This window comes from Pseudarthrobacter sp. fls2-241-R2A-127 (genome assembly GCF_030209355.1).
Classification (GTDB): domain Bacteria; phylum Actinomycetota; class Actinomycetes; order Actinomycetales; family Micrococcaceae; genus Arthrobacter.
Genome location: NZ_JARVSF010000006.1, coordinates 124,852 through 141,595, shown reverse-complemented (window position 1 = coordinate 141,595; position 16,744 = coordinate 124,852). Strand labels below are relative to the sequence as shown.

Sequence of the window (16,744 nt, the reverse complement as noted above, 5' to 3'; positions counted from 1 at the left end):
GCCGGGGCCACCCGCGTTGAGGCCTGGGTTCAGGCTTCCGCCAGCACGGGCGTTGTGAGCCTGCCGTCACGCATGGTGGCCACCAGGTCCGTCAGCGGGACGAACTCGGTGTCGTGGGTTACCATCACGGTGGCAACCCCGAACTCGGTGGTCACCTGGCGCAGCAGCCCGATGATCGAGGCGCTGCGTTCGTGGTCCAGGGCGGCGGTCGGCTCGTCCACCAGCAGCACTTTTGGATTGCCCATGAGTGCCCGGGCAATGTTCACCCGCTGGCGCTGGCCACCGGAGAGCTGGTGCGGCAGTTTTCGGGCGCTGCCACCGAGCCCGACGACGTCCAGCAGTTCCGCAGCCTTTGCCCGGGCCGCCTTGGCGGACCTGCCCCGCAGGTGGTCGCTGATGATGAGCTGCTCGGCGGCCGTGAGTGATGCCAGCAGGTTGGGCTGTTGGAAGATGATGCCCACCTTCTCCCGGCGCAGGGCGGTGAGTTCCCGGTCCTTGAGGCCGTCCGTGTCCGTGCCGTCAATGATGACCTGCCCGCGGGTGGGGCGGACCAGGGTGGCAGCGGTGGCAAGGAGGCTGGACTTGCCGGAGCCGGAGGGGCCCACCAGCGAGACCAGCTGCCCGGCCGTGGCGGTCAGGTTGACCTGGTCCAGGGCGGTGGTGGTCCCGCCGCCGTCGGGGTATTCGAGGGTGACGTTGACCAGGCTCAGTGGAGCGGAGGGGGACATTGGGGGTTCCTTTCAGGAGGGGGATGGGTTAGTTGCCGCCGAGCGCCAGGAGCGCATCGACCTTGGTGACGCGGCGGACGGCGAGTGCGGCGCCGGCCAGGCCCAGGGCAATGATCCCGACGACGGGAAGCACCGTGGTGGCCGCGTTCAGTTGGAACGGGGCCACCTTGGCGGCGAAGAACCCGGCGGCAACGCCCACTGCTCCGCCGGCGGCGGCCCCTGCCACGAGGACGATGGCCGCCTGGGTCATGGCATCGCGGAGGATGTAGGAGCCCGGGGCGCCCATGGCTTTCAGCACGGCGATGTCGCGGGTCCGCTGGATGGTCCAGACCGTCAGGAAGGCCACGATCACCAGCGAGGAGATCCCGTACAGGAAGGCCTGCATCAGGGTCAAGGACCCGTTTTCGCTCTTGAAGGAGCCCAGCGCCTGGAATGATCCGGCCCGGGATTCGCTGACCGTCCGGGCCGCCGCGTTGGCCGCAGCCCCATCCACCGTGGCCCTGTCCGTGTAGGTGACGGCTACGACGGTGGCCAGCTGGTCCCGGTCGGACACGTGCGCCACCTTTGCCCACGCCGGCAGCGCCGTCCACACCACGCTGGTGTGCGCGTACCACTGGTCCGGCACCACGGCGGCGACGCCCAGTTCCACGCCGCCCACAGACACTTTGTCCCCTTGGCCAACGGACAGCGCTTCCGCAGTCGAAGAGCCCAGCACCGCCGTCCCGGCGGAGACCTCAACCGGCGCCAGCAGGCTGCCCGCCGGGACGCCGAAAACGGCGACGTTCGCCGTGCCTGCGCCGCCGGCAGCCAGCGCCCGGGTCTGGGTGATCCCCAGCGGCTCGGCGGACTGGACGCCGGGTTGGTTCTTCCACCGGTCCACCTGGCCGGCCGTCACGGAGCTTTCCGTATAGGACGCCTTGGGTGTGCCGGCTCCGGGGGCGCCGAACGCGATGGCATCCACCGGCTTCGCGGCGGAGGCACCGAGCTTGCCGATGGCAGATGTGGATTGCTCGGCGAGGCCCGCCGTCAGGCCGGACAGCATGACCAGCAGCAGGGTGATCAGGGCTACGACGCCGCCCATCATGGCGAACCGGCCTTTGGCGAAGCGGATATCGCGGATTGCCAGGAACACGTTGTTTCTTCTCTCAGCAGGGGTGGATTCTCTTGGTCCTTCCACTCTCCCGGCGGCAGTGCGCGGCGGCATCGCGGGGACGGTTGATTGGCAGGAATGGAACGGTTGAGGCCGCAGTCAACCTTTCGGTTGATCCGCTGCCTGCGGTCCCGGCATAAGCTGATGAAATGCCTGCCACGCCCCTGCCGCCGTCCCCGGAGAAAACCGGCGCCGCACCGGCCAGGGGGCCACTGGAAGCTTTGGAAAATGCATCCTCGGCCGCCATCCTGACGGTCCTGCGCGTCACCTTGCACGCAGGGTTTGCCGTGCTGCTGGCCGTCGGACTGCTGCGGATGCTGACGGCCGGTGGGCCGCTGCGCTGGGTCTGGGCGGGCGCCGCCGTCGTCCTCGCCGCCATCTACCTGGCGGGGACCGTCCTGGAAAAGCGGCACGCGGAAGCCCGGATCGGCTTCAACCCCCGCCGCTACGGCCTGCTGTGGCTGGGCCTCGTCACGGCCCTGTGGGCGGCACTGCTGGCCGGCAGCGCCGACTTCGCCTGGCTGGCCTTCCCCATCTTCTTCCTGCACCTGCACCTGCTGCCGCGGCGCGCGGCGCTGCTGACTATCAGCCTGATGACCGTGGCGGTGATCGCCTCCCAGTGGGCCGCGAGCGGAGCCCCGGCCCCGCACGCGGCCGCCGTCGTCGGACCCGTCCTGGGTGCCATCTTCGCCGTGATCACCGGCCTCGCCTACGCGGCCCTCTACCGGGAAGCCGAAAACCAGCGGCGCGCGGCGGATGAGCTGCGCCGCACCCGGGAGGAACTCTCCCGCTCCCAGCACCAGTCCGGGGTGCTGGCGGAGCGGGAGCGGCTGGCCCGGGAAATCCACGACACCCTGGCGCAGGGGCTCTCCAGCATCGTGCTCCTGGGGCGGGCCGCCGAGCAGTCGCTGGCGGACAGTGACACACCGACGGCAGCCGCCCGGCTGGCGCTGGTGCAGCAGACCGCGGCGGACAACCTCGCCGAGGCCCGCAGCTTTGTGCGCGGGTTGTCCTCGCCCCACCTTGAGGGGACCACGCTGGTGGAGGCCTTGCGCCGGCTGTGCGGGACTACGGAGACCGGCGCCGCCGCCGCGGGGCTTGCGCTGCGGTGCCGGCTGGAGGTGGACGGCGGGCCGCAGGATCTGCCCCAGCCCGTGCGCGTGGCCCTGCTGCGGGCGGCGCAGGCGAGCCTCGCCAACGTCCGCGACCACGCCCGGGCCGCGAACGCCGTCGTCACCCTTGCCTTCCTGGACACCGAGGTAACCATGGACGTGTACGACGACGGCACGGGCTTTGACCCGGCGGCTGCGGCAGGTGCGGCGGACTCGGCGGACGGCAGCGGGTTCGGGCTGCGCTCGCTGCGGGAGCGCGTTGCGGCGTTGAACGGCTCCCTGGCGGTGGAGTCCGCCCCGGGTGAGGGGACAGTGGTGGCCATCCGGCTGCCCCTGGAGGAAAAGTGAGCGAAGTACGGGTCCTGTTGGTGGATGACCACCCGGTGGTGCGCGCCGGCCTGCGGGCCATGCTGACCGGCTTTGAGGGCATTGCCATTGCCGCCGAAGCTTCCGACGGCAGGGCCGCTCTGCACGAACTCGCACGGCTGACGGCGCTGGGCGAGGTGCCGGATGTGGTGCTCATGGACCTGCAAATGGGGGACGGGATGGACGGCGTCACGGCCACCGCCGAGATCCGGAAGCTTCAACCAGCTCCGCCGGTGCTTATCCTCACCACCTACGACACCGATGCGGATATCCTGGCAGCCGTCGAAGCCGGCGCCAGCGGGTACATGTTGAAGGACGCCCCGCCGGAACAGCTGCGTCAGGCGGTCCTGCAGGCCGCGGCGGGCGGCACTGCCCTGGCACCGCGGGCGGCCGCTCTGCTGATGGACCGGATCAGCAACCCGGGAACGTCGCTGACACCGCGGGAAGTCCAGTTGCTGGAACTGTTGGCCACCGGCCTGTCCAACCGTGCTATCGCCAGGCAGGTCTTCATCTCGGAGGCCACGGTGAAGACGCACCTGGTGCACATCTACGGCAAGCTCGGCGTGGATAACCGCACTGCCGCAATCGCTGCCGCCACCCAGCGGCGGATCATCCGGCCGCCCGGCGCCAGGGGCTGACCTGTCGGCGCATGACAGCAGGGCACAGCATGTGACGGCGATCTCAGTGGAGTAGGTTGATTCCACCGTCTTACAAATGCCGGTGCTTCAAGGTGCTGTTGTTCAAAGGAGAACGAATGTCCCGTCCGGTTCCACCCGTTGATGCCCTTCTTGCCACATACGGTGCGGCCGATGCCTGCGCGGCCGAGCTCCTGTGCGACAGCCACGATCCAGGCGGCGTTGCCTTCACGGTGGTCGCGGCCGACCTGTCCGCGGAGGACATCACGTATGGCCAGTTGCGGGAGCGGTCGGAACGGGGAGCCGCGGCCCTGGCGGAACTGGGGATCGGGCCTGGAGACGCCGTGGCCACCCTGATGGGAAAATCTGCAGACCTGGTGGTCATGCTCCTGGCCATCTGGCGGCGCGGCGCCGTGCACGTGCCGCTGTTCACGGCGTTCGCCTGGCCTGCCATCGAACTGCGCCTCACCGCCTCCGGCGCCAAGGCGGTGATCACCGATGCGGACCAGCGGGCAAAGATCCAGGAAACCGGGGCCGCCGTCGTGGTTGCCGGTGAGGAAGCCGCCCAGCCGGACTTGGCGCTCGCGCCTCTCCTGGCCCGGCAGCAGGCAGGGATCCCGGCCGAGGCGGTGGGAGGTGACGGCGCCCTGGTGCTGATCTTTACGTCCGGGACCACGGGCGTTCCCAAGGGTGTCCCGGTACCGGTCCGTGCGTTGGCGGCTTTCCGCCAGTACGTCGAACTGGGCCTTGACGTCAGTGCTGAGGACGTCTTCTGGAACGCGGCAGACCCCGGCTGGGCGTACGGCCTGTACTACGGGATCCTCGGCCCTCTGGCGGCAGGACGGCGGAACCTCCTGCTGCGCCCCGGGTTCTCCCCGGAACTCAGCTTCAAAGTGCTGGAGGCGTTCTCCGTCACCAACTTCGCCGCTGCTCCCACGGTGTACCGCACCATGCGCGCGAAAACCGACGCCGCAGCGGGCCCTTTCCACCTTCGCCGTGCATCGTCCGCAGGCGAGCCCCTGACCCCCGAGGTGATCAGCTGGGCCCGGGAGGTGCTGGGCGTTCCAGTGCGGGACCACTACGGACAGACCGAGCACGGGATGATGATCATCAACGCCTGGCATGACGACGTGAGGACGGAGCTTCGGCCCGGTTCCATGGGCCGGCCGCTGCCCGGTTGGAGTTGCGCGGTCCTCAAGGACAACGCCGACGAGCCGGCCGCGCCGGGTGAACTGGGCCGCGTTGCCGTCAACGTGGCGGAGAGCCCCATGATGTGGTTCAAGGGGTATCAGGATGCACCGGCGAAGACCGCCGAAAGGTTCAGCCAGGACGGGCGTTGGTACCTTACGGGGGACGCCGGCATGGTGGACCGGGACGGCTTCTATTTCTTCTCCTCGCGGGACGATGACGTGATCATCATGGCCGGGTACCGGATTGGTCCGTTTGAGGTGGAAAGCGTCCTGTCCACGCATCCGGCAGTGGCAGAAAGTGCCGTGGTGGGCGCTCCGGACGAACTGCGCGGAGAAGTCCTGGAAGCCTACGTTGTCCTGGCTGACGGGTTCACCGGCAGCGATGCCCTGGTGGCCGAACTCCAGGCCACAGTCAAGACGCAGTTCGCCGCACACGCCTATCCGCGCCGTATCCACTTCGTGCAGGACCTGCCCAAGACGCCGTCCGGAAAGCTGCAGCGCTACATCCTGAGGCAGCAGCGGGCAGCAGCCCCCGGCAGCTAGCAGGACCGCGAACGGACGACGCCGGCCGTGCGGCGCCGTGGGTCCTTGCCGGGGTGCCGCTCAAGGTTGGCTCAAGATTGGCTAAAGCGGGGCGTGACCAGCGTCGACTGCGGCTGCCGGCCGGTACTTCTTAAGTGCTTCCACGTCAGTTCCCCGGCAGGAAGCGCTGGAAGCCCCCGCGCTGGAGCGAGACTCGCGCGGGGGCTGCCCCAATTAAACGTTCTTCACTGTGCTGCCGTGGACACTGCCACGAAGTGTTCCACGACCGGAAATGGCTGGTAGAAGTGGTGCAGCAGCCGGCGCCATTGCTGGTACTCGGGGGATTCGCGGAAGCCAACGGTGTGGTCTTCCAGGGTCTCCCATTCGACGAGGAGCAGGTACGTGCCCGGTGGCTCCATGGAGCGGGAAAGCGATAACGTGCGGAAACCCGGCATGGAGGCAATGATCGCCCTGGCCTGGCCGAAAGCAGCCTCAAATTCGGCTTCCCGGCCCGGCAGGACCGGAAGGAGGGCGTGTTCAGTAATCACTGGGCAATTCTGGCAGACCCTGCCGCCCCTCCGGCGCCGTTCGCTTGCGTCCGCATTCACCATGGACAACGGAATGCACGGAAATTTAAAATTAAGCGCTGGGACCCCCGAGAAAGATGACGGAAAGGGTTCGAGATGGGAATTGAAGAAGACGCGGCACTGGTGCGGCGCGGTTACGAAGCCTTCAACGCAGGCGACGTGGAAACCCTCAAGGGGCTGTTCGCCCCTGATGCCGTCTACCGGGTTGGCGGCAGCAGCGACCTCGCGGGCGACAAGCATGGCCTGCAGGAAGTATTGGGCTATTTCGGCGAACTGTTTTCCCGGTCAGGCGGAACAGTCAAAGTTGAGCTGCGGGACGTGATTGCAGGTGAACACCACACCATTGGCCTGCAGACCGCGGAAGCGCAACGCGACGGGAAGTCATTGAAGCAGGACGGCGTCCTGGTCTTCACCGTGAAGGACGGGAAAGTCACAGAGGTCAGCGAGTTCCAGGAGGATTCCGCAAAGTCCTCGGAGTTCTGGTCCTGACCCCGGAGCCGCCCAAAGAACCGGCCATTGTTCCGGGCCGGCTGCGCGCGCAGCCGGCCCGGAACGCGGTCCAATCAGTTCAGGTCGAAGCGGTCCAGCTCCATGACCTTTGCCCAGGCTGCAACGAAGTCGTTGACGAACTTCTCCCCGGCGTCTTCGCTCGCGTAGACCTCGGCCAGGGCCCGCAACTGCGAGTTGGAGCCGAAGACCAGGTCCACCGCGGTGGCGGTCCACTTCAGCTCACCGGTGGCCACATCGGTGATCTCGTAAGCGTTCTCCTCGGACTCGGATGCCTTCCACTTGGTGCCGGGCGAGAGCAGGTTGACGAAGAAGTCGTTGGTCAGCTTCTGTGGCCTGTCCGTCAGCACGCCGTGGCTTGAGCCGCCCACGTTGGTGCCCAGTGCACGCATGCCGCCCACCAGTGCCGTCATTTCCGGTGCAGAGAGGTCCAGCATGTAGGCCCTGTCCAGCAGGAGCGTTTCCGGCTGGAGCTTCAGGCCGGGGCGCAGGTAGTTGCGGAACCCGTCGGCCCGCGGCTGCAGGTACTGGAAGGATTCGACGTCGGTCTGCTCCTGTGCCGCGTCCGTCCGGCCTGGACGGAACGGCACCGTGACGGGGAACCCGCCGTCGGCTGCTGCTTTTTCCACGGCTGCCGCGCCACCCAGCACGATCAGGTCAGCGAGCGAAACCTTCTTGCCGCCGGACTGTGCCGCGTTGAACTCCTCCTGCACCCGCTCAAGAACCGGGAGTACGGCGTCCAGCTGCTCGGGTTCGTGAGCTTCCCAACTGCGCTGCGGCTCCAGCCGGATCCGGGCACCGTTGGCTCCGCCGCGCTTGTCGGTCTTCCGGAACGTTGCGGCCGAGGCCCAGGCCGTGCCGGCCAGCTGCGGGATGGTCAGGCCGGAGTCGAGGAGCTTGGCCTTGAGCTGGGCAATGTCCTGCTCACCGATCAGTTCATGGTCGACGACGGGAACGGGATCCTGCCACAGCTGCGCCTCCGGCACCCACGGGCCCAGCATGTGCGGACCCACGGGGCCCATGTCGCGGTGCAGCAGCTTGTACCAGGCCTTGGCGAACGCGAGGGCGAACTCGTCCGGGTTCTGAAGGAACCGGCGGCCGATCTTCTCGTACGCCGGGTCGAACCGCAGCGACAGGTCGGTGGTGAGCATGGTGGGCCGGTGCTTCCTGGCCGGATCATGCGCATCCGGGATGATCTCCGGGGCGTCTTTGGCAACCCATTGGTGGGCGCCGCCGGGGCTCTTGACCAGTTCCCACTCGTATTCGAAGAGGATCTCGAGGAAGCGGTTGCTCCATTGCGTGGGCTTGTCCGTCCAGGTGACTTCGAGGCCGGACGTGATGGTGTCGCCGCCCTTGCCGCTCCCGTAGGTGCTGAGCCAGCCCAGGCCCTGTGACTCCAGGTTGGCAGCCTCCGGTTCAGGGCCCACGTGGGCATCGGCGGGGCCGGCGCCGTGGGTCTTTCCGAACGTGTGGCCGCCGGCGATCAGCGCGAAGGTCTCTTCGTCGTTCATCGCCATCCGCTTGAACGTCTCGCGGATGAACGCGGCCGCCGCCACCGGGTCCGGGTTGCCCTTGGGGCCTTCAGGGTTGACATAGATCAGGCCCATCTCGGTGGAGCCCACGTTGTCCGCCATGGTGCCTTCACCGGTGTACCGCTCGTCCCCGAGCCAGGCGTCCTCGGGCCCCCAGATGATCTGTTCCGGCTCCCATACGTCCTCGCGGCCAAAGGCGAAGCCGAACGTCTTGAAGCCCATCGATTCCAGGGCCACGTTGCCCGCGAGGACCAGCAGGTCGGCCCAGGAGAGCTTCTGCCCGTACTTTTGCTTGACCGGCCACAGCAGGCGGCGCGCCTTGTCCAGGTTGGCGTTGTCCGGCCAGCTGTTCAGCGGAGCGAAACGCTGGCTGCCGTCGCCGGCGCCGCCGCGGCCGTCGTGGAGGCGGTAGGTACCGGCGGCGTGCCAGCTCATGCGGATCATCAGGCCGCCATAGTGGCCGAAGTCCGCCGGCCACCAGTCCTGCGAGGTGGTCAGGACGTCGGTGATGTCCCGCTTCAGGGCCTCGACGTCGAGCTTTTCGAATTCCTTGCGGTAGCTGAAGGACGGCCCCAGCGGGTTGCTGGCCTGGCCGTGGGTGTGGAGAACGGAGAGGTCCAGCTGGTTGGGCCACCAGTCCTGGTTGGTCCGCGGCCGGTTTCCCTTGGGCGTGGGGGTGTCGATGGCCGGATTTTCACTTTCGCTGCCCTGGGCCGTGGCGCTTCCATGGGCCACCGGGCACCCGCCCTCACCCTTCTGGTCCAGGCCCTGTTCACTCCCGGGAGCGGGGACCTGGGGATGGTCTTGGGGTTCGGTCATGTGCTTCTACCTTCCGTTGGGCCGAGGCCGCGGTTGGACTCGGGCAGCCGGTGCAACCCTCCCATTTGACCATGGACCGGTGACAGGGAAAGACCCTCCTACGCCATCGGTGAAACACCGCATGTCACCGCCCTCGCAGGATGCTCATGGCGTGATGCTTGCGGAACGGCTGTTGGCTGCGGCGGAATATCCGCCCATGCCCTCGACTTGTCGCTAGAGGGCCCTTGCCGGTCCGACGTCCCGCCGCGATGCAGCGCGCGGGCCTCCGCCAACGCGTGAGGCCGTGCTGACGCGCGGATGCAACCAAGCACCTACCAGAAGGAGCATTATGACCAACGGAGCAGGAACAGCAGCGGGAAACGGACGGACGGCGTTGGTCGTAGGGGCCACCGGCATCGCAGGGTCCGCCCTGGTGGATACCCTGGTCGGCGAAGGCTGGGAAGTTCTCGCCTTGTCCCGCCGGCCCGGAGCCGAACGGGCCGGCGTCAGGTGGCTCTCCGCGGACCTGACCTCGGCGGAATCGCTCGCCGCCGTGCTTGCTCCGGAGAACCCCTCCCATGTCTTCTTCACGGCCTGGTCGCGGCAGGACACCGAGGAAGAGAACATCGCCGTCAACGCCGGCATGCTGCGGGATTTGCTGGCGGCACTGCGCGGCAAGGACGTGGCGCACGTTGCCTTGATGACCGGCCTCAAGCATTACCTCGGGCCGTTCGAGGCGTACGCCGCCGGGGAAATGCCGGACACGCCGTTCCATGAGGAGGAACCGCGGCTTCCGGTGCGGAACTTCTACTACGCCCAGGAAGATGAGCTGTGGGCCGCGGCGGGAGAGCAGGGATTCACGTGGTCCGTGCACCGCGCGCACACTGTGATTGGGCACGCCGTGGGCAATGCCATGAACATGGGCCTCACGCTGGCGGCACAGGCCACCTTGTGCCGGGACAGCGGGGAGCCGTTTGTGTTCCCGGGGTCTGAAACGCAGTGGAACGGGCTGACCGACATGACTGATGCCGGCCTGCTTGCCGAGCACATGCTCTGGGCTTCAACCACTCCAGCGGGCGCCAACGAGGCCTTCAACATCGTCAACGGCGATGTGTTCCGCTGGCGGTGGATGTGGCCCAAGCTCGCCGCCTACTTCGGTGTGGAGTGGGAGGGCTACCAGGGGCAGCCCCGTCCGCTTGAGCAGTCCATGGCAGGCCGGGAGGACCAGTGGCGGCGGATCGCCGCGGGGAACGACCTGCGCGAACCGGACTTGGCCCGCGTTGCGAGCTGGTGGCACACCGACGGCGACCTGGGCCGCGGCATCGAAGTGGTGACCGATATGGGCAAGAGCAGGGACGCCGGCTTTACGGGGTACCGGCGGACGCTGGATGCGTTCACCGCGCTGTTCGACCGCTACCGCGCGGATCGCCTGATTCCCTGACTCGATCGGGGCCGCTCCGGCTCACCCGACGGGCAATGGGCGTGGGCGCCGTTCCTGGAGCTAGCCGGCAGCCAGCGGTGGCACGCCGGCTGGGTCATTCGCCGCTACGAACTTTGAGTCGGCGACGTCGCCGATGGCGAGGGCGGCGGCCAGGTCCATTGCATGGTCCGGGCGGTTCAGGTCCCTGTTCGTTAAGGTTTGTATGCGGCGAAGCCGCTGCGCCACTGTGTTGGGGTGAACCTGAAGAAGGCGTGCGGTTTCCGCATTCAGTTGTCCGGAAGCAAAGTACGTTCGCAGCGTCTTGAGCAGTTCGGTTCCCCGGGCCTCGTCGTGCCTGCGTACGGGACCCAGCGCCTGATCTGCGTATCGGAGCAGCTGGCTGGAGTCATCCAGCTGGAGCAGCAGGCCTACCAGCCCGAGCTCGTCGAGCGTCACTGATGCATCGGTCCGCCCGGCCAGGGCGAGCATGTTCAGGGCTCCCGCCACGGAACGGTACACCCGTGCGTACATGTTCAACTCGTTGACAGGACCTCGCGACACAGCCGTGGCAGTGGCCTTGGGACCGCGCGAGACGGCCATTCTTCGGATTTTCTCGGTTATGGATTGCTCGTGCAAGGGGCCGGACGGCGAGGGGATGAGCACAACGATCCGATCGTGATGAATGGTGCACAAAGGCCGCGGTTTCAGCGTCGATGCCCACGCATTGATCCGCCGGAGAGCCTGCTGAAGGCATAAGTTGACGTCAGCCTGTGCCACTTCCGCCAGGGAAACCCCTATCAGGGTGTGCTTTACCCTGAGGTCGTGGCCCAGGCGTTCGGCCCGGGCATGAATCGAATCCATGGCGGAAGGTTCGCCGACCAAGAGGTCACTCAGGACTTCACCCTGCAGTCGCCACTGGGCTTCTTCGGCCGTTCGCACCCGAAGAAGTTCGAGTGATGTCACCACTGTGGCATGTTCGATGGCGCGGGTCTCGATCGGAGCCAGCGTTTGCGAGCCGGTCACAGTCCAGATCCTTGCGACTTCACTATCGTTCAGGATCACCGGGAAGACCTCGAAAGCCGGGGACGGATCGTCCCTGTCGCCGGCTCTGGTCTTTTCGTCGAAAAGCCCTGCATCAAGGCCCGACTGTCCGATCACCGCCCCCTGGGCGTCTTCGATCAGAACAGCGCGTGAAATCAAATTCGACAGGGCGACAGCAATCCCGCGTACACCGCCACCCCGCAACGCGATGTCAGTCAGCTTCTGGTGGATCTCTTCGGACTTTTCAAGAAGATCCCGTTGTGTATGCAGCTCTCCGTTAAGCCGGACCAATTCGTCCATTCGGCGGGCTTCATCCGAACGCAGGCGGGAAGTGGTGAGAGCTATGGCCGCGTGGTCTGCCAGTACCGATAGAAGCGCGATCTCCTGCTGGCCAAAATCGTGTGTTCCCCTGCGGTAGCAGTTCAGGGTGCCAATAGCTCGTTGACCCGATTCCAACAGGGGTACGGAGATCATGGACCGGTATCCCTGCTCGCGGGCGACGCCACCCCAGGGAGCAAATTGTGGCTCTGCCTGGATGTCCGCAATGGCGACAGGCTTTCCGGTCCGGAATGCCTTGCTTGAAGGGGCCTCGGGAGCCGTACCCTGGCGCAACAAAACCGGGTGGTCTGCGTTCACTTGGTCGATGTACTCGCGTGAAAGTCCACTCGATCCCTCAATCATGAGCCTGCTCCCGGACGAGTCCGGCAACAGAACGCCGCAAAATTCATATCTCATGAGGGTCGCGGCAGTGTGGGCAATCAGTTCGAGCACTTGCGGGAGCGGTTGGGCGGTCGCCACCGTCTGGGTAATAGCTCTCACGCTGTCCAGCCAGCGGTGGACCTCGACAGATCCTCCGCCTTGCCTGTTGCTGTAGCTCGTCACCCTAATGAGTGTAATAACTCATAGTGTCCAGCGGAACATCTTTCCTCGAAAATTATGTTTCCTCAAACATATCCGGGAAGCCGGTCGAATCGCATACTGAAAAAGAATCCTTTCAGGGCCGTCAAAGCAGACGGGCGACAAGAAATGAGGCACCCATGCTGGAACAGTTGATGTTTATCGATGGAAAGGATGTTTCCGCCGAAAGCGGAGCATTCCTGACGATCTCCAACCCCGCGACCGGACGGCCGCTGGCCACAGTCCCGGACGGCGTCCGCGTTGATGTGGACAGAGCTGTTGCCGCCGCACGTGCGGCTTTTGAGTCAGGCCCGTGGCCCCGGATGAGCCGGACCGAACGCGCAAAGGTTCTGCTGAAGGCTGCAGACGCGCTGGAAGCAGCGAGCGAATCTCTCTTCACGCTGGAGACACAAAACAATGGCCGCCCGATTACGGAGACCCGTGCCCAGTTGTCGCGTGTACCCGAGTGGTTCCGCTACAACGCGGCTCTTCTCGCCGCACAGCGGGACGCCGTCCTGCCCAGCGACGGTCCTTACCTGACATACCAAAAGCGCAGCCCGCTTGGGGTCTGTGGAATCATCACGCCGTTCAACCATCCGGCGCTGATTTTGGCACGGAGCCTGTCTGCTGCTTTGGCCACAGGGAACACCGTTGTGATCAAACCATCTGAACTGACCCCGCTGACCACCCTGGCCATTGCCCGGATCGTCACCAAGGCCGGCATACCGGAGGGAGTCATCAACGTCGTTACGGGAGGGCGCGAAGCGGGCATCGGACTCGTTGAACACCCTGACATCGCCAAGATCACGCTGACCGGGGGTACTGAGGCCGGCCGCTCCGCAGCCGTCGCAACAGCATCGCGGTTTGCCCGGATCACTGCAGAACTGGGTGGTAAGACCCCGGTGATCGTATTCGGTGACTACGATCCCGTCGCTGCGGCTGAAGGCGCTGCCTTTGCTGCCTTTGTTGCCTCGGGGCAGTCCTGTGTGGCTGGGGCCCGTTTCCTAGTGCAGAGGAATCGATACGACGAGTTCGTGGAGGCCCTGGCCTCCCGCGCGAACGCAATCAGGATCGGCGATCCGGCAAACCCGGAAACCCAGATGGGCCCGATGATCAGTGACTCGCAGCGTCGGAAGGTCCTTGACTACATTGCGATCGGCCAGGAGGAGGGTGCCCGCCTCGCGGCCGGAGGCAGTGTTCCCGAACTGCCCGATGACCTCCGGGACGGGTATTTCCTCCAGCCCACGGTCTTTGCTGACGCAACGAACAGCATGCGTGTCGCCCGGGAGGAGATTTTCGGGCCTGTGGCCGTCGTCGTGCCATTCGACACCGAGGCGGAGGCCATTGAGATGGCTAACGACAACCGCTTTGGCCTCGGTGCCGCCGTATGGACCCATGACCTCGCCCGCGGGCACAGGGTGGCTGCCGCCATCGAATCAGGAATGGTGTGGGTCAACGACCACCACCGGCTTGAGCCGTCACTGCCGTGGGGCGGGATCAAGGAATCCGGGGCGGGCAAAGACGCAGGGACAGAGTCCTTCGATGATTTCACCTGGATCAAGACCATCGTTGTCCGGACAGCAGACTCCGACGTCGACTGGTATGGGTCCGACACTCCCGGGCGCCTGAACTGACTGGACAGGGATCCTGAAAGGACAGCGCACGTGATTCAGAACAAACAGAATTCGGTAACCCCTGGCTGGCGGCAGCAAATAACAAGGGTGCAATGGCTCGTACTTTTCGGCACCACTATGGGGTGGGCGCTCGATGGCTTCGCGGGCAGTCTCTATGCCCTCGTTCTGGGCCCGGCAATGTCTGACCTGTTGCCGCACTCGGGAGTGGTGGTTAATTCGGCGCAGATCGGCTTCTTCGGAGGCCTCACTGTGGCCCTCTTCCTGGCAGGATGGGCCACCGGCGGGATCCTCTTCGGCGTATTGGCCGACTATTTCGGCCGGGTCCGCGTCCTGTCGATCGGCATCCTCACCTACGCAGTCTTCACGGCAGCCGCAGCGTTCGCAGACACGTGGTGGCAACTGGGCGTCCTGCGTTTCATTGCCGGCCTGGGGTCGGGGGTTGAAGCCCCCGTTGGCGCAGCGCTTGTTGCCGAGGTTTGGCGCAACAGGTACCGTGCCCGGGCATGCGGGGTCATGATGTCCGGCTATGCAGCAGGGTTCTTCATGGCAGCGCTTGCCTATGGCCTGCTGAGCGAAAACGGCTGGCGTTTCATGTTGGTCCTCGCCGTTGTTCCCGCGTTCCTGGTCTGGTTCCTTCGCAGGTACGTTCCGGAGCCGGAGGAGATCACCGACGTCATCGCACGGCGCAAACAGCGCAAAGGACAAAGTTCCCGCCGCCAAGAGGACCAGTTCGTTCTCCGCAGGCTGCTTTCGCCACCTCATCTGCGGGCAACTCTGATCTGTACAGCGTTGGCCACGGGGGCCTTGCTCGCATTTTGGAGTGTCTCCACGTGGTACCCGCAGATCATCCGGGATATGACACTGGCGGAATCACTTCCAGCACAGGAAGCGAACCACCGGGTTGCCATCTCCTCCATGTTGTTCAATGCCGGTGGAATCCTCGGCTACGCGTCCTGGGGCTTCATCGCCGATGCCATCGGACGGAAGAAGGCATTCCTGGTCAGCTTCGTCATATCCGGGGCCAGCGTGGCTTACCTTTTCCCCTTTGAACACTCGTACACCACCTACTTGGCCGTCATTCCCATTGTGGGGTTCGGCCTGTTCGGCGCCTTGTCCGGGAACTTCGTCTACGGGCCGGAAATGTTCGCACCGAGCATGCGGGCCAGTGGAATTGCCTTGGCAAACAGCATCGGCCGTTACGTCACCGCGGCAGGCCCGCTCGTGGCGGGCGTCATCGCATCCTCATGGTTCGGCGGCAACCTCGGAATGGCCACGGCTGTCCTGGCCGCCACAGGAATTATCGCCCTTATCGGCCTGTACTTCGCCCCGGAAACCCGTGACGCGGAGCTACCCACGGACGCCACCGCCGGCGTCCCCCAAGAGCACACACCAGTGAAAGGAATCTCGTCATGAGCGCCTATGAAGGATCGCGCGCACTCGTTATCGGAGGATCGATCGGCGGGCTAACGGCCGCATTGCTGCTCCGCGACCTCGGATTCGACGTCGACATCTACGAACGCACACCCACGGACCTCGATGGCCGCGGCGGGGGCATCGTTTTGCAGCCGGACACCCTGAGATGGTTCCAGGAACGGAGTTCCCAGCGGCCCGAGGACGTCAGCACCACCACGAGCTGGGTCCAGTACCTGGATGCACAAAACCACATCATCGACCGGGAAGCCCGCACGTGGTCCCACACATCCTGGGGCACGTTCTACCGTGCCTTGCTCGCCGACTTCGGACGGGACCATTACCACCTGGGGGAGTTTGCCTGCGGTTTTGACCAGGACGAGGACTCCGTCACGGTACGGTTTGTGAGCGGACGCCAGGAGAAGGCCGCACTCGTGGTCATCGCCGATGGAATCACCTCCGCAAACCGGTCAAGAATTGATCCGGACGTCACCCTCGAATATTCCGGCTACATCGGGTGGCGCGGGACGGTCGACGAGGCAGACCTGTCGGAGGAAACTGCCAGCCTCCTGAACGACGCCGTCACGTACAACGTTGTTCCCCACTCCCAGATCACCATGTATCCCATCCCCAGCGAGAGGGGTCTTGGCAGGGGTCAACGGCTGATGAACTACGTCTGGTACCGCAACGTTCCAGAAGGTCCCGAACTCGATGAAATGCTCATCAACAAGCAGGGCTTCCCGGGCAAGGTCTCCATACACCCAAACCAGGTCCAGGACCGCTACGTGGATGAGATGCGCCTGACGGCCTCCCGGATCCTCGCCCCGGCCGCAGCCGAATTGGTCACCTCCACGAAGGCCCCGTTCATCCAGGTTGTCTGGGACTCGAGGGCATCGAAGATGGCCAACGGCCGTGTCGCACTTATTGGCGACGCTGCCTGCGCTGCACGACCCCACGCAGCTGCCGGCACCGCGAAAGCCGCAGCCGACGCCTGGGCCCTCAGCGACGCATTGACGGCAGCGGCAGGCAATGTTGCCGAAGCGTTGGAGAAATGGGAGCCGGGCCAGCTCGAGCTAAGCAGCAACCTGCTCGCCCGTGTCAAGGCCATGGGCGAACGGTCCCAATTCACGAACACCTGGACCCCGGGCGACAAGGACCTTCGTTTTGGCCTTTACGGACCCGGCCGCTAAGCACAACAAACCAACGAAAGGACTC

General features: G+C 65.5%; 13 protein-coding genes. 8 read left to right on the top strand and 5 right to left on the bottom strand.

Going from position 1 to position 16,744, the window contains the following annotated elements; genetic code table 11:
• Positions 1 to 29: 29 nt before the first annotated feature.
• Together QRN53_RS03815 and QRN53_RS03810 are read right to left on the bottom strand one after the other, a co-directional pair.
• Positions 30 to 728 (bottom strand): ABC transporter ATP-binding protein, encoded by a 699-nt coding sequence (locus QRN53_RS03815; RefSeq protein ID WP_285242694.1) that lies wholly within the window; start codon positions 726 to 728, stop codon positions 30 to 32.
• Positions 729 to 756: 28 nt separating this feature from the next.
• Positions 757 to 1,860, bottom strand: a complete 1,104-nt coding sequence (locus tag QRN53_RS03810; RefSeq protein WP_285242693.1) for an FtsX-like permease family protein — start codon at positions 1,858 to 1,860, stop codon at positions 757 to 759.
• Positions 1,861 to 2,027: 167 nt separating this feature from the next.
• Between QRN53_RS03810 and QRN53_RS03805 the strand changes: the two genes are divergently transcribed.
• The 3 genes from QRN53_RS03805 (at position 2,028) to QRN53_RS03795 (ending at position 5,724) form a co-directional block, all read left to right on the top strand.
• Positions 2,028 to 3,338 (top strand): sensor histidine kinase, encoded by a 1,311-nt coding sequence (locus QRN53_RS03805; protein ID WP_285242692.1) that lies wholly within the window; start codon positions 2,028 to 2,030, stop codon positions 3,336 to 3,338.
• Positions 3,335 to 3,994, top strand: a complete 660-nt coding sequence (locus QRN53_RS03800) for a response regulator transcription factor (protein ID WP_285242691.1) — start codon at positions 3,335 to 3,337, stop codon at positions 3,992 to 3,994. Before QRN53_RS03805 ends, QRN53_RS03800 begins: the two co-directional genes overlap by 4 nt.
• A 116-nt stretch (positions 3,995 to 4,110) precedes the next feature.
• A complete protein-coding gene (locus QRN53_RS03795; protein WP_285242690.1) occupies positions 4,111 to 5,724 on the top strand; it encodes an AMP-binding protein in 1,614 nt (537 codons plus the stop codon).
• A gap of 224 nt (positions 5,725 to 5,948) precedes the next feature.
• Here the strand turns inward: QRN53_RS03795 and QRN53_RS03790 are convergent, their stop codons facing one another.
• Positions 5,949 to 6,251, bottom strand: coding sequence for an antibiotic biosynthesis monooxygenase family protein (locus tag QRN53_RS03790; RefSeq protein WP_285242689.1), 303 nt, complete (start codon positions 6,249 to 6,251; stop codon positions 5,949 to 5,951).
• Positions 6,252 to 6,386: 135 nt separating this feature from the next.
• Between QRN53_RS03790 and QRN53_RS03785 the strand changes: the two genes are divergently transcribed.
• Positions 6,387 to 6,779: a nuclear transport factor 2 family protein gene (locus QRN53_RS03785; protein ID WP_285242688.1), complete on the top strand. Its 393-nt coding sequence runs from the start codon at positions 6,387 to 6,389 to the stop codon at positions 6,777 to 6,779.
• A gap of 74 nt (positions 6,780 to 6,853) precedes the next feature.
• Here QRN53_RS03785 and katG read toward each other — a convergent pair whose 3' ends face one another.
• On the bottom strand, positions 6,854 to 9,148 hold the full coding sequence (gene katG, locus QRN53_RS03780; protein ID WP_285242687.1) for a catalase/peroxidase HPI: 2,295 nt from the start codon (positions 9,146 to 9,148) through the stop codon (positions 6,854 to 6,856).
• A gap of 328 nt (positions 9,149 to 9,476) precedes the next feature.
• Between katG and QRN53_RS03775 the strand changes: the two genes are divergently transcribed.
• Positions 9,477 to 10,568, top strand: coding sequence for an SDR family oxidoreductase (locus QRN53_RS03775; RefSeq protein WP_285242686.1), 1,092 nt, complete (start codon positions 9,477 to 9,479; stop codon positions 10,566 to 10,568).
• Between the two features lie 60 nt (positions 10,569 to 10,628).
• Here the strand turns inward: QRN53_RS03775 and QRN53_RS03770 are convergent, their stop codons facing one another.
• Positions 10,629 to 12,470, bottom strand: coding sequence for a helix-turn-helix domain-containing protein (locus tag QRN53_RS03770; RefSeq protein WP_285242685.1), 1,842 nt, complete (start codon positions 12,468 to 12,470; stop codon positions 10,629 to 10,631).
• Between the two features lie 155 nt (positions 12,471 to 12,625).
• Between QRN53_RS03770 and QRN53_RS03765 the strand changes: the two genes are divergently transcribed.
• The 3 genes from QRN53_RS03765 (at position 12,626) to QRN53_RS03755 (ending at position 16,719) form a co-directional block, all read left to right on the top strand.
• Positions 12,626 to 14,119 (top strand): aldehyde dehydrogenase, encoded by a 1,494-nt coding sequence (locus QRN53_RS03765; protein ID WP_285242684.1) that lies wholly within the window; start codon positions 12,626 to 12,628, stop codon positions 14,117 to 14,119.
• Between the two features lie 177 nt (positions 14,120 to 14,296).
• Positions 14,297 to 15,532: an MFS transporter gene (locus QRN53_RS03760; protein WP_350224155.1), complete on the top strand. Its 1,236-nt coding sequence runs from the start codon at positions 14,297 to 14,299 to the stop codon at positions 15,530 to 15,532.
• A complete protein-coding gene (locus QRN53_RS03755) occupies positions 15,529 to 16,719 on the top strand; it encodes an FAD binding domain-containing protein (protein WP_285242683.1) in 1,191 nt (396 codons plus the stop codon). The genes QRN53_RS03760 and QRN53_RS03755 overlap by 4 nt, the downstream gene beginning before the upstream one ends.
• The last annotated feature ends 25 nt before the right edge of the window (positions 16,720 to 16,744 follow it).